The 12,602-nt window shown below is 56.7% G+C and carries 12 protein-coding genes; 2 read left to right on the top strand and 10 right to left on the bottom strand.

The window, feature by feature from the left end:
• Window position 1 precedes the first annotated feature (1 nt).
• The 6 genes from ACN0TS_RS14660 to ACN0TS_RS14635 form a co-directional block, all read right to left on the bottom strand.
• On the bottom strand, window positions 2–994 hold the full coding sequence (locus ACN0TS_RS14660; protein ID WP_417260114.1) for a BMP family lipoprotein: 993 nt from the start codon (window positions 992–994) through the stop codon (window positions 2–4).
• Window positions 995–1,189: 195 nt separating this feature from the next.
• Entirely contained in the window at window positions 1,190–1,624 is a 435-nt protein-coding gene (locus ACN0TS_RS14655) for a GNAT family N-acetyltransferase (protein ID WP_417260113.1), read from the bottom strand.
• A gap of 15 nt (window positions 1,625–1,639) precedes the next feature.
• Window positions 1,640–2,203: a NifU family protein gene (locus ACN0TS_RS14650; protein WP_417260112.1), complete on the bottom strand. Its 564-nt coding sequence runs from the start codon at window positions 2,201–2,203 to the stop codon at window positions 1,640–1,642.
• 143 nt (window positions 2,204–2,346) lie between these two features.
• Window positions 2,347–2,676 carry a hypothetical protein gene (locus ACN0TS_RS14645; RefSeq protein WP_417260111.1) on the bottom strand — a complete coding sequence of 110 codons (330 nt, stop codon included), beginning with the start codon at window positions 2,674–2,676 and terminating at the stop codon, window positions 2,347–2,349.
• A 337-nt stretch (window positions 2,677–3,013) separates the two neighbouring features.
• Window positions 3,014–3,469 (bottom strand): universal stress protein, encoded by a 456-nt coding sequence (locus ACN0TS_RS14640; protein ID WP_417260110.1) that lies wholly within the window; start codon window positions 3,467–3,469, stop codon window positions 3,014–3,016.
• Window positions 3,470–3,733: 264 nt separating this feature from the next.
• On the bottom strand, window positions 3,734–4,225 hold the full coding sequence (locus tag ACN0TS_RS14635; RefSeq protein WP_417260109.1) for a VOC family protein: 492 nt from the start codon (window positions 4,223–4,225) through the stop codon (window positions 3,734–3,736).
• A gap of 236 nt (window positions 4,226–4,461) precedes the next feature.
• Here ACN0TS_RS14635 and ACN0TS_RS14630 point away from each other — a divergent pair, with 236 nt between their 5' ends.
• Window positions 4,462–5,031 carry a L,D-transpeptidase gene (locus ACN0TS_RS14630; RefSeq protein ID WP_417260108.1) on the top strand — a complete coding sequence of 190 codons (570 nt, stop codon included), beginning with the start codon at window positions 4,462–4,464 and terminating at the stop codon, window positions 5,029–5,031.
• A gap of 95 nt (window positions 5,032–5,126) precedes the next feature.
• Here ACN0TS_RS14630 and trpS read toward each other — a convergent pair whose 3' ends face one another.
• Complete coding sequence (trpS, locus tag ACN0TS_RS14625; RefSeq protein ID WP_417260107.1) at window positions 5,127–6,143, bottom strand: tryptophan--tRNA ligase; 1,017 nt, start codon at window positions 6,141–6,143, stop codon at window positions 5,127–5,129.
• 192 nt (window positions 6,144–6,335) lie between these two features.
• Here trpS and ACN0TS_RS14620 point away from each other — a divergent pair, with 192 nt between their 5' ends.
• Complete coding sequence (locus tag ACN0TS_RS14620) at window positions 6,336–7,040, top strand: rhomboid family intramembrane serine protease (protein WP_417260106.1); 705 nt, start codon at window positions 6,336–6,338, stop codon at window positions 7,038–7,040.
• A 4-nt stretch (window positions 7,041–7,044) separates the two neighbouring features.
• Here ACN0TS_RS14620 and murJ read toward each other — a convergent pair whose 3' ends face one another.
• From murJ to ACN0TS_RS14605, 3 genes are read right to left on the bottom strand one after another with little or no spacing between them, the layout of a single operon-like run.
• Window positions 7,045–8,583, bottom strand: a complete 1,539-nt coding sequence (murJ, locus tag ACN0TS_RS14615) for a murein biosynthesis integral membrane protein MurJ (protein ID WP_417260105.1) — start codon at window positions 8,581–8,583, stop codon at window positions 7,045–7,047.
• Window positions 8,580–11,399: a [protein-PII] uridylyltransferase gene (locus tag ACN0TS_RS14610; protein ID WP_417260104.1), complete on the bottom strand. Its 2,820-nt coding sequence runs from the start codon at window positions 11,397–11,399 to the stop codon at window positions 8,580–8,582. Before ACN0TS_RS14610 ends, murJ begins: the two co-directional genes overlap by 4 nt.
• Window positions 11,359–12,540, bottom strand: a complete 1,182-nt coding sequence (locus ACN0TS_RS14605) for a penicillin-binding protein activator (protein WP_417260103.1) — start codon at window positions 12,538–12,540, stop codon at window positions 11,359–11,361. The genes ACN0TS_RS14610 and ACN0TS_RS14605 overlap by 41 nt, the downstream gene beginning before the upstream one ends.
• Window positions 12,541–12,602 lie beyond the last annotated feature (62 nt).

Raw genomic sequence — 12,602 nt, 5'->3', positions numbered from 1 at the left:
CTTAGTACGCTGGGCAGGATTCGTCGGACATGTAATCGTGGACGATGATTTCGCCCGCGATGATTTTGGCTTTTGCGTCTTCGACAGCCGCTTTCATTTCGTCAGAAACCAACTCGGCATTGAACTCGTCGAGGCTGTAGCCAACGCCCTCATTGTCGAGGCCCATCACAGAAATTGTGCCGGTCTCAAGCTCGGTGCCTGCCATGAAGCTTTCATACACGGCGTTGTCGACGCGTTTGACCATGGAGGTCAGAACAGAACCTGGTTGAAGGTAGTTTTGGTTGCTGTCCACACCGATGGACAAGATGCCCTCGTCGGCTGCGGTTTGCAGCACACCAAGACCCGTGCCACCTGCCGCTGCGAAGACAACTTCGGAGCCTTGGCTGATCTGTGCTTTGGTCAACTCGCCGCCTTTTACAGGGTCGTTCCATGCCGATGGCGTAGTGCCGGTCATGTTTACGATCACGTTGGCGTCAGGTTTGACGTATTTCACGCCTTGGGCATAGCCGCAGGCGAATTTGGAGATGAGGGGGATATCCATGCCGCCCACAAAGGAGACGGTGTCGCCTTCAGCTGCCATCGCGGCCAGAACGCCTACAAGGAACGATCCTTCATGCTCGTTGAAAACGATAGAGCGGACGTTTGGCCCCTCTACGACCATGTCGATGATCGCAAATTGCGTGTCGGGGAAATCGGGAGCGACAGAACCCAAAGCAGAGCCCCAAGAGAAACCTGTCATGACAACAGGGTTATAGCCGCTTTCGGCAAAACGGCGCAGGGCCTGTTCGCGCTGCGCGTCGGATTGCAATTCGAGATCGCGGTAAGAGCCGCCTGTTTCTTCTTTCCAACGTTCAGCTCCGTTGAAGGCGGCTTCGTTGAAGGATTTGTCAAATTTGCCACCGAGGTCGAAGATGATCGCCGGATCAGCCAATGCTGCGCCAGAGGTGACGGCGAGGGCCGCAGCCGCGCCGAGGAATGTCTTCATTAAGCTCATGGTAGTCTCCCGTTTGGTACTTTTGTATTGGAGCAACTCCTTCGCGTATTGCGGAGGCATTTGCCCAAACTGCGAGCAGATCGCGTCTGTTCATTGACAGATTAGGGCGTGTCAATGCGAGAGGGTCAACCGAAATTTTACCATTTGGTCCTGTAACGGGGGTGTTTGACCGCTAACAAGCAAAGTGACGCCCCGTTATGCACCTTTGAGGCGCTTTGTGAGGACGATTGCGTCGATTTTCGAGCCGTTGGGGCGGGTGTAATAGGCCCGTCTTCGACCAGATTCGCTGTAACAGTCTGAATGGTAGAGCGAAATGGCGGCCTGATTGTCGGCGGCGACCTCAAGAAAAGAGGTGCGTGCGCCCCTGTCCCACGCCTGTGCTTCATAGGCACGAAGGGCGGCGCGGCCAAATCCACGGCCTCGGGCCTGAGAGGCGACGGCCAAGGTCAACAGTTCCGCTTCATCGGCAATGACGCGGCCCATTGCCATCGACGGGCCATCGGCTTCAATCAAAAAGACACCATAAGAGCTAAGAAGCCCCGCCAATTCGGTCTGTGACCATGGGCGAGGCGTCTCGAAAGCATCGGCGTGAAGTGCCGCCAAGGCTTCTAGGTTAGGATCGTGTGGCACATCAGGTCGCCGCGGTTAAACCGCGACGGGGCGCACTTCAAGCACCTCGGGGATGTAGTGGCGCAACAGGTTTTCGATGCCCATTTTCAACGTCAATGTTGAGGAGGGGCAGCCCGCGCATGCGCCTTGCATATGCAGAAAAACGACGCCTTTGTCGAACCCGTGGAAAGTAATGTCGCCACCATCTTGTGCCACGGCGGGGCGCACACGGGTGTCGAGCAATTCTTTGATCTGCTCGACGATCTCGTTATCGGGGCCGTCATGCGCGGCGTGCCCTGCGGCTTCCGTTGCTTCGCCTTCCATAACGGGCGCGCCCGATTGGAAATGTTCCATAATCGCCCCGAGCAATGCAGGCTTGATGTGGTCCCAATCGGTAGCGTCATCTTTGGTGACGGTTACAAAGTCATGACCGAAAAAAACGCCCGTGACGTTTCCCACCGCGAAAATGCGGGCCGCCAAAGGCGAAGCCGCTGCCGCTTCGGGTGTTGTGAAATCCGCTGTTCCTGCGTCAAGCACAGTCTGTCCAGGGAGAAATTTCAATGTTGCGGGGTTCGGTGTGGATTCGGTCTGGATGAACATGGGGCTTATTCCTTACTTGTCAGGTCGGATATGCGCTTTTGGAGAGGGAAAGTCAATATTTAGAACGGTTCTAAATGAAACGGGGCGCCTGCGACTGTGCGCGGGCGCCCCGTTGATGGGTCTGGTGATAGTGTGGTTTACACTTAGTTGTAATCGATCACTGCGGAGTCGACCACTGCGCCGCCAACGGACAGTTCGGCTTTTACTTCTTGCAGAACAACGGAGTTGGTTGGGACGCGAACGTCGGAGTTGTAACCTGCGTCGATGTTCACAGTGGAGATGAGTTTACCTTTTACGCCGCCAGTGTAATCGTAGAGGGCGAGAGTTGCAGGAGCGTCGGCAACGATTGTGCCGAATTCGACCTGTGCGCCCGAAGTGTCGATGTCAGAGGTGTAGATGGTGCTGGCGTTTGCTGCGCCCATTGCGCCTGCGACGAGAGCTGCGGATACTGCGAGTGTTTTAAGAGCGTTCATGTTTTTAGTCCTTGCTGGTAATGGCCACGACCACCGTGGCGTTCTGGGTAATAAACGTCGCAACTCGGGAATTCGTTCGGTCCAGATCGGTAAAGAGTTTGTGATTGGAATCTGGTATTTAGCCCCCTTGAAATGTCCGCGCTTTGACAGGAAACGCGTTCTCTCGCGCCGTGAGAGAGACATGGTGCAGGGATGCGCAGAAACGGCCGAATTTGGACGCAAAATCGCGCGTGACGGCACAAAATGAGCCGAAATCTTTTTTTGATTTTTTTGGGAACGGATTTGGGAACCGCGAAAAAATCTGCGACGGAACGCGCAAAATGTCGCAGATGACGCGTCAGGTGATCTCTTCGAGACGATCTTTCGAAATTTCACCGGGAACAAGTGTCATAGGAATGGGCAAAAAGCCGGCCTGTTTTGTCATCGCGGCGATGAGCGGACCGGGCCCGTGCTTTTCCGTGCCCGCGCCGAGGACCAAAACACCGATCCCTGGGTCTTCTTTTATCTGAGACAGGATTTCGTTAACTGCTTCGCCTTCGCGAATGACCAATTCAGGGTCGATGCCCTGACGGTCGCGCATCCATTTGGCAAAAACTTCAAAGTGAGCCACGATGCGATCTCGGGCTTCTTCACGCATTATATCGGCCACGCCAATCCAGTGATTGAACTCTTCGGGGGGGATGATCGACAAGATTGTCACGCCTGCACCCGTGTTGGCGGCGCGCATAGCGGCGAACCGCATGGCGTTCAGGCATTCGCGGCTGTCGTCTAGGATCACAAGAAATTTGCGCATCGGGCCCCTCCGTCAAGGCGCATCAGGGAATGTGCTGATGATGACCGAGACTGCGCGCGGGGGCAAGCGACGTCGAAAAAGAAATGCCCCCAACCCTTGGGGAGGGAGGGGGCAAGCGCTTATCGGGCGGGACACGCGATAAGATGTGGCGGCCGGTGCGTGCGGGACGCAGAGTTGACGAGCGGGGACATGCAACAAAACCCGATGCCACATAAGAGACACTAAAAGAGGTTTGAATCGGGAATGTGACAGGGGCGCGAAATATCAGGTGTCGAGTTCGGCCATGATGGCATCCAAATCTAAAGGCGCGTTGTTCATTGTGAGCGAGCCGTCCGGCTCAAGCGGCCAGTTTTCACGGGGCCGATCCCTGTATAGTTCGACGCCATTGCCATCGGGGTCACGTAGGTAGACGGCCTCGGAGACACCGTGATCGGCCGCTCCGTCCAAGGACAAGCCCGCGTTGTTCACGCGCTTGATTGCTTCGGCCAAGGCTTTGCGCGTGGGGTAGAGAATAGCGGTGTGGTAAAGGCCCGTGTGCTCACGGGGCGCGGGGGTGCCGCCTGCACTTTCCCATGTGTTGAGGCCGATATGATGGTGATAGCCGCCAGCACCAAGAAAGGCGGCTTGAGTTCCGTAGCGCAGGGTCAGTTCAAAGCCGATCACATCGCGATAAAACGCAATCGCGCGTTCGAGATCGCTTACGCGTAAATGGACGTGGCCGATCTGCATGGTGGGGACTGTGGGCTGATGTGTCATGTGTCTCTCCTTTGTCCCTAATCTAGCGGCAATGCAAAAAATAACAATTATGAACTATAATCCTGCATTGGTGCGATTATGAACATCATTCAAATATCTGCCGATCCCTATTTGCGTGGAGAATGGCGGAGTAATCTGACTGAAACGTGAATTGCGAATGCATTCCAAAAATGAAATATTTTGGCGGAACCAAGGCCATTTGGCCGTGATGACACCGTTACAAAGGATTTTCTCCCATGACCCGACTGACTCGACGCTCTGTCTTGGGCTTTTGCGCTGCATCGCCATTCATAGTCCGGAGTGCCGTGGCCCAAGAGGCTGATGCCCAAACCGCAGAGGCGGTACGCCGTAATATGTCCAGCTTTCGCACAGTGGACTGGCGCGACCATTTCGACTCTTTGGGAAAGGGCGCAATTGTGGCCGATACGGTCAGCCGTGCGCTGCACTTCTGGTCAAAGGATGGCGAGACTTACAAACTGTATCCCACTTCGGTGCCTATCTCCGAGGAACTGACCAAGCGCGGCTATACAGAAGTAATCAAAAAGGTCGAAGGCCCAACATGGACGCCAACGCCCTCGATGCGTGAACGTGACCCGTCTTTGCCAAAGGTCGTACCTGCTGGTCCTGACAACCCGCTCGGCACCCATGCGCTTTATCTGTCGTGGCAGTATTACCGCATCCACGGCACGCACGACACGCGCAAGATCGGGCGACGGTCCTCGGACGGTTGCATCGGTCTATATAATGAGATGATCGCGGATCTCTATCCACGTGTGGCCGTCGGCACCCGTGTGCGCCTGATCTAAGCGGCGCCGTTGCCAGTCTCAGGATATGAAAAGGGCGCCCCAATGGAGCGCCCTTTATAATGTAGTGTGAGTTGGTGTGAACTTAGCGAAGGGGCTTAGCGCACAAATCCCATAATCTCGAAGGTCTTGTTCAAAATCGGGTCCGCGATGGCGCGGGCTTTTTCGGCCCCGTGTGCCATGATGCGGTCAATCTCGGCAGGGTCGTCCATAAAGCGCTTCATTTCCGAGGAGATCGGCGCGAGTTTGTCCACGGCGAGATCGGCAAGAGCGGGCTTGAACTTACCCCAACCCTGACCGCCGAATTCCGCGAGAACAGCGTCGCCCGTTGTATCGGCGAGGGCGGCGTAGATGTTCACGAGGTTGCGGGCCTCGGGGCGATCCGCCAGACCCTCCATCTGTTCAGGCAACATATCTTGGTCACTGCGGGATTTTTTGAACTTCTTGGCGATGGCGTCGGCGTCATCAAGCATGTTGACCCGTTCCATATCGCTTTCACCCGACTTGGACATTTTCTTTGTGCCGTCCCGCAGGTTCATCACGCGCATGGCGGGGCCTTCGATCACGGGGACCGTTTCGGGGAAGAAGTCGACCTTGTAGTCATGGTTGAACTTCTTGGCGATGTCGCGGGTCAGCTCGACGTGTTGTTTCTGATCTTCGCCCACGGGCACATGTGTGGCGTGGTAGGTCAGGATGTCGGCCGCCATCAAGGAGGGGTAGGCGTAAAGCCCGAGCGAGACGTTTTCGGCATTCTTGCCCGCTTTGTCCTTGAACTGCGTCATACGGTTCATCCATCCGACGCGGGCGACACAGTTGAACAGCCAGCCAAGTTCGGCATGGGCGGAAACGCGCGATTGGTTGAACAAAATGGATTTGCTCGGATCAATGCCTGAGGCCAGATAGCCCGCAGCCACTTCGCGTGTGGCGGTGCGCAAATCTTCAGGATCCTGCCAGACGGTGATGGCGTGCATATCAACGACGCAATAGATGGTCTCGAAATCTCCGCCCTGCATGCCCACAAACCGCTTGATCGCGCCGAGGTAGTTGCCGAGCGTGAGGCCACCCGAAGGCTTGATCCCCGAAAATACGCGAGGGGTAAAATCAGCATCCGCCATGTGTTCTCTCCGTTCAACTGGATGTATGGTCTTGTCTGGCTTACTAAAGCGTTTTCCGACATTATTGAAGTCACAATAGCCGTGACAAAGCGCGCTCAACGTATTGATGTTGCGCCTGTTTCGAAATCAGGTAGGGGTCAATGTGATCTCCAAACGCTTTTGCGCACAAATAGGGTCAAGGAAACGCACCACATGTCCGATCAATCAGATGACTACGACTACACACCAGAGTCCCCGTTTAATGCCCTGCCGCCCGCTGTCATTCTCTTGGCGGTGGTGATTGGCGGCATCGAGTTGTTGTTCCAAGTTGGCTCCTACGGCATCGTTGGCGGGCCTGACGCGATCGGATGGCGGATCACCGCAATGGAGCAATTTGCTTTCTTTGACACGGTGTTTGACTCCATGCGCGACCAAGGTATCTGGCCGTTCGAGCATGTGCAGCGCTTTGTCACCTATGCCTTTGTCCACCATTCCTTCACCCATGCGGCGATGGTCGTGGTGTTCATTCTGGCCTTGGGCAAAATGGTTGGCGAAACCTTTGGCAATCTCGCGGTGCTGATTGTGTTCTTCACCTCTGTCATTGCGGGCGCGCTCGCCTATGGGTTTTTCCTTGATACATCGACGCCGCTCGTGGGAGCCTATTCGGGGGCGTATGGTCTGATCGGCTCTTACACCCTGATGCTGTGGATCGGGCTTGGTGCGATGAAACAAAACCAGATGCGGGCCTTTTCCCTGATCGGGTTTTTGCTTGCCATTCAGTTGATCTTCGGACTGCTTTTTGGGGCAACGCCTGACTGGCTCGCGGATATCGCAGGCTTCATCATGGGCTTTGCTGTTTCGATCCTGCTCGTTCCTGGAGCGCCACGGCGCATCATGGCGCGTATCCGCAAACGCTAACGGATCAGCCGCGTTTGACGGCGGCTTTGAGGTCCGAGAGCTTCATTGCCCCGATGGCGTAGGCGGCGGCGAAATAGACTGCGATGCCGCTTGCGACCATGATGAACACAGCCAAGCCGCGCGACAGATCGTAGACGGGCGCGAGCAAGATGTTCACGCCGTAGACGTAACCGCCCATGAGCGCGGAGGCGATCAGGATGCGCGGTGTGCGTGCGCGCAGGCGGGCATCGGCACTGACAGCCTCTCCCATACCCTTGGTCCCGCGCCACAACAGCCAGACCATTGTCCACGCCGCTAAGGTCGTGGCCACAGCGGCGGCCAGATAGCCGATGGCAAAGGACAGGCCAACGGCGACGACAGCGTTGATGACCATCGCCCAAAGGGCAAAGCGGAACGGCGTCTTGGTGTCTTCGCGGGCGAAATACAGCGGTTGCAGGACTTTCTGCATCACAAACGCGGGCAGGCCCATGCCGTAGATTGATACGGCGAGGGCGGTTTTATGCGCGTCCTCGATGGAGAACCGTCCGCGTTGAAACAGGAACGAGATGAGCGGCTCGGGCACAACCATCAGAGCCACGGCGGAGGGCACGGTGAGTAAAAGCGCAAATTCCATCGCGCGGTTGGACGCATCGCGTGCGCCCACTGCGTCATTGGCCTGAAGTCTGCGCGACAGGTCGGGGAGCAACACCACGCCAATGGCAATGGCGACCACACCAAGCGGCAGTTGATACAGGCGGTCGGCCAAGTTGAGGTATTGCAACGCGCCTGCCTCGCCAAAAGAGGCCACTTGGCGTCCGATCAGCAGGTTGATTTGCACCACACCTCCTGCGAGGGCGGCGGGGCCAGCTAGAATTAACAGGCTTTTGAGTTCGGGCGTCATGCGCGGCATGCGGGGCCGTAGATTAAACCCGATTTTGGCGGCGGCATGCCATACGACATAAAGCTGTGCAGCGCCCGCGACGGGCACGGACCAGATCAGCGCCTTTGATACGTCCCATCCCATCCATGCCGCTCCGAGCATTGCGCCCGACAGGATGATGTTGAGCATGACGGGAGCCGCAGCGGCGGCGGCGAATTTGCCCGACGCGTTCAGAATGCCTGCAAATAGGGCCGAGAGGGCGATGAAGAAAATATAAGGAAAGGCGATGCGCCCGAAGCCGACCGCGAGATCAAACCGTTCGTCACCGATAAACCCCGCCGCCATTGCCGAGACCAAAAACGGCATGGCCAAGGTCGCCACCAAAGTGAGCGCAATGAGGATGGAGGCGAGCATCGACAGGGTGTCTTCAGCGAATTCCTTGGCGTTCTCTTCCGCAGCGAGCTTTTTGGAAAACATCGGCACGAAAGCAACGTTGAGCGTGCCTTCGGCAAAGAAGCGGCGAAACATATTGGGCAATGAGAACGCCACGACGAAGGCTTCGGCGGCAGGGCCCGCGCCCAAGAAGGCAGCGATGAGTGCATCGCGTACAAAGCCCAAGATGCGACTCATCAAGGTCCAACCGCCAACGGTTACAAACCCTTTGATCAAGCGGATCGGTTTCATGAGTCTTTAGCCCGTTGTGCGCCTTGCGTGATGGCGTCACGTAATTTTCGCTCCAACGAGGCTTGTTTGCTCTCTGAATGGAGTTTCATCCCGAACATATCTTTGACGTAGAAACTATCGACGACTTGTTCGCCGTAGGTGGCGATTTGGGCCGTCGCAATAGAGATATGGTTGTCGGCCAGAGCGCGTGTCAGATCGTAAAGCAGCCCCGCACGGTCGCGGGTGTCCACCTCGATGATGGTGAAAATTTCCGAGCCGTCGTTATCAAAACTGATGGAGGTCGGAACGCGGAATTGGCTTTCGCGCTTTTTGATTTTGTCGCGCGAAACCAGAGCGTCACGGGCGACGACTTCACCCTTGAGGGTCTTTTCAATCATCTGGCGCAGACGTGGCAGGCGGCTTTGTTCAAATGGGTGGCCATCGTTGTCCTGAATCCAGAACACTGCCGTCGCGTAGCCGTCTTTGGTTGTGTAGGTGCGGGCATCTACAACATTCGCCCCGACAAGCGCCAAGGCCCCTGCAAGACGCGAAAAGATACCAGGGTGGTCGGCCAGAGCAAAGCAGGTGCGCGTGGCGTCGCGGTCCTCGTCGGGTGTGATGACGATGCTGATCTGATCGTTTTTGATCTCTTTGAGAAGAGAGGCAAAGATGACATGGGCCGAGGTGGGCAGGCCTTGCCAGTAGGGACCGTAATGGCGTTGAAGCTCGGCGCGAATGGCGGATTGTGTCCAATCGGTCAGCGCGGTGCGCAGCGCCTTTTTCGCCTCACCCTCGCGGGCTTCGCGGTTGACGGCTTCGAGCCCGTGTTCCAAGGCATGTGCCGTTTGGGCGTGCAGGTTACGCAGCAAGACGGCTTTCCAGTTGTTCCATACATTCGGGCCAACGCCGCGGATGTCGCACACCGTCAGGACCGTCAACAGGTCCAGACGTTCGCGGGTTTTGACGGCCTTGGCAAAGTCGCGCACCGTGCGTGGATCGGACAGGTCACGTTTTTGCGCCACGTCCGACATCAACAGGTGATAGCGGATCAGCCACTCGACCGTCTCGCATTCCGCAGGTTTCAGACCCAAGCGCGGGGCGACTTTGCGCGAGATTTGCGCGCCCAGGATCGAGTGATCTTCTTTGCGTCCCTTGCCAATGTCGTGCAGCAGCAAGGCGACATAAAGGACACGGCGGTTGACCCCGTTCTCAAGGATGTTCGAGGCAACGGGCAGTTCCTCTTCCAGCTCTCCGCGCTCGATCTGCGCGAGGTTGGAGATGACTTGGATGGTGTGCTCGTCCACGGTGTAGCTGTGATACATGTTGAACTGCATCATCGCGACGATCACTTGGAATTCGGGGATGAAGGCGCCAAGCACACCCAACTCGTTCATACGACGCAGAGCGCGTTCGGGATTGCCGTTCTTGAGCAAAAGGTCGAGGAAGATGCGCTGCGCCTCGGGGCTTTCGCGCATGGTGTTGTCGATCTTGTCGAGATTGGCCGAGATGCAGCGCATGGCATCGGGATGGATCAGATATCCCGTGCGCAAAGCTTGTTCGAATAGCCGCAGAATGTTGAGCGTGTCGCTGAGAAACTCTTCTTCACTCAAAAAGTTGAGCCGCCCGCGTTCCACATAAAACCCGTGTGCTACTTTGCGCTTCCGCTTGAAAAAGCGTTGCAGGGCAGGTTCTTGTTTGACGTGCATATCCTCAAGCGTGGTGATGAAAATACGGGTCAATTCGCCAACGCGGGTGGCGTGGCGGAAATAGGCCTGCATGAAATGCTCAACGGCGCGTCGGCCCGTATGGTCAATGAAGCCCAAAAACTCGGCGACTTCAACTTGAAGGTCAAAGGTGAGTTGATCCATTGCACGATCCGCGATGAGGTGCATCGCATTGCGGGTGGCGTGGAGAAAGGTTTCGGCCTCTTCGAACTGACGATATTCGTCGGCGGTAAAAACGCCTGCCTTCACCAGATCCGCTGTGCGTCTTACGCCATGCACATATTTCGCAATCCAGAACATCGATTGTAGATCGCGCAGCCCGCCTTTGCCCTCTTTGACGTTGGGCTCCACCATATAGCGTTGCCCGCCTTGCTTGCGGTGGCGCTCGGAACGTTCTTCGAGTTTGGCTTCGATAAATTCGCGCGCAGTGCCTTTGAACAACTCGTCACGCAGCTTGGCGTCCAACTCGTTCGCCAGATCTTCGTTGCCTGCAAGATAGCGGATTTCGAGCATGGAGGTGCGGATGGTGAAATCTTCGCGCCCTAAGCGGATACAATCCTTGATCGTGCGGGTGGCGTGACCGACTTTGAGGTGCATATCCCAAAAGATATACAACATGCTCTCGACAACGCTTTCGATCCAACCGTTGATTTTGAACGGGGCGAGGAACAGCAGATCGACGTCAGAGTAGGGTGACATTTCTCCGCGCCCGTATCCACCAACGGCAAGCACCGCGATCCGTTCGCCTTCGGAGGGGTGCGGGTTGGGGTGCAGTTTGGTCATGGCGGTGAACAACACCGATGTAACGAGGCAATCGGTGAGCCATGCGTATGACGCCACCGCAGGGCGGGCGTTGCTCGGTGCTTGTTTGATTGATGCCTCAATGACCGCGCGACCGTTGATGTTGGCCTCGTTCAATACGGCGACGGTTGCCGTGCGAATGGCCGCCGCATCCGACGCGTCGCTCCACGCATCGGATAGGGCCTGACTTACTGCTTCGACATCAAAGATCGCATGCGGGGCGCATATTGTGCTTCTTGGAGGGGCCGGAACGAATGAGGTGAGGGTCGGCTCAGAGGCCGAACCCTCCGAAGGCTCTTGGTGCAGGGTCAATCTCAACTACCTGATTGTTTTGAATGGTGGCGATGGACAGCCCACGCTCGTTGGTGCCGTTTGGCAAGAGGCGGAAGACGCCGTTGACGCCCGCAAATCCGGAGGAGCGTGTGAGGGCCTGTGCGGTCAAGGCATTTGCATCGCCCGATTTTACGAGAGCACCGACAGCCGCGATACCGTCATAAGCCAAGCCGGCAAGCGTGTGGGGCTGTTGGCCGTAAGTGGCGGCGTAGCGGCTTGAAAACGCCTGTGTGAGGGCGACATCGGGAATGGCGAACCAGCTGTTTTGCAAGCCGGGAAGGGACATGGCCGTTGGCGGGATGTTCCAACGTTGCAGGCCAATGAACTGCGGGTTCGGGCTCGAGATGCCGTTTTCGGGCAGCATCTGCGCCAAAAGTGGCATCGCACCATCGTTGCCAGACGTGAAGAAGATCGCATCCGCGCCGGTCGAGCGGGACGAGTTGGCGATTTTGGGGATGGCTTGGGTTACGCCGGCTTGGCTCAGTTCAAAGGAAGTCTGGCCCATCATCGACGCACCGTTGCGACCGATGGCAGACGCAATCGCATTGGCACCTGCATTTTCAGCGGGGCTATCGCCGTTCACGATAAGAATTTTGCGCTTGCCGTTTTTCACTGCATAGCGAACCAAGCGGTTTGCTGTGTTCTCAAATGTTGGCCCGAGGATAAAGACGTTTCCGCCTGCGACGTCGGGGTTGTTGGAGAACGACAGGACGTTAACGCCTGCATTCGCGGCAGGGATGCCTGCGAGTTTGGCCGATCCGCCGTAGACAGGGCCTAGGATGATTTTTGCCCCGTTGGCGACAGCTTGGCTCGCGGCGGCAGAGGCTCGTTCGGCTTGGCCGCCTGTTGGGTAGACTTTGAGGTCGATTGTCACCCCTTGCAGATCGGCCATCGCCATGCGTGTGGCGTTCTCGATCGATTGCGCCAAAGCAATGTCGGAGGCCTGCGCCGAATCATAGGGCACCAAAAGTGCTACAGGAACGGGTTTGGAGGTGTCGATCTTTGGGCCACCGCCGGGAAGCGGCACAGACGCCACGTCACAGGAGGCAAGTGCAACAAAAGAAAGCCCTGCAACAAGTTTAATAAGGGAGGTGCGAGCGGCGGAAAGACGAGCAAACATGGGAAAAATCACTCCTGACAAAGGGGGCATCTACGAGGGGTGTGTAAACGTGTGTTTTGACT

This window comes from Celeribacter sp., from assembly GCF_048266405.1.
Taxonomy (GTDB): Bacteria; Pseudomonadota; Alphaproteobacteria; order Rhodobacterales; family Rhodobacteraceae; genus Celeribacter.
The sequence above is the reverse complement of the archived record's forward strand: the minus strand, read 5'-3'. Positions and strand labels throughout refer to the sequence as shown.

Bases quoted from the DNA above. Each gene is read 5' to 3' on its own strand.
- murJ (WP_417260105.1), bottom strand. From the start codon at position 8,583: ATGAAACCGATCCGCTTGATCAAAGGGTTTGTAACCGTTGGCGGTTGG.
- trpS (WP_417260107.1), bottom strand. From the start codon at position 6,143: ATGGCGGATGCTGATTTTACCCCTCGCGTATTTTCGGGGATCAAGCCT.
- ACN0TS_RS14645 (WP_417260111.1), bottom strand. From the start codon at position 2,676: ATGAACGCTCTTAAAACACTCGCAGTATCCGCAGCTCTCGTCGCAGGC.
- ACN0TS_RS14630 (WP_417260108.1), top strand. From the start codon at position 4,462: ATGACCCGACTGACTCGACGCTCTGTCTTGGGCTTTTGCGCTGCATCG.
- ACN0TS_RS14660 (WP_417260114.1), bottom strand. From the start codon at position 994: ATGAGCTTAATGAAGACATTCCTCGGCGCGGCTGCGGCCCTCGCCGTC.
- ACN0TS_RS14650 (WP_417260112.1), bottom strand. From the start codon at position 2,203: ATGTTCATCCAGACCGAATCCACACCGAACCCCGCAACATTGAAATTT.
- ACN0TS_RS14635 (WP_417260109.1), bottom strand. From the start codon at position 4,225: ATGACACATCAGCCCACAGTCCCCACCATGCAGATCGGCCACGTCCAT.
- ACN0TS_RS14620 (WP_417260106.1), top strand. From the start codon at position 6,336: ATGTCCGATCAATCAGATGACTACGACTACACACCAGAGTCCCCGTTT.
- ACN0TS_RS14605 (WP_417260103.1), bottom strand. From the start codon at position 12,540: ATGTTTGCTCGTCTTTCCGCCGCTCGCACCTCCCTTATTAAACTTGTT.
- ACN0TS_RS14640 (WP_417260110.1), bottom strand. From the start codon at position 3,469: ATGCGCAAATTTCTTGTGATCCTAGACGACAGCCGCGAATGCCTGAAC.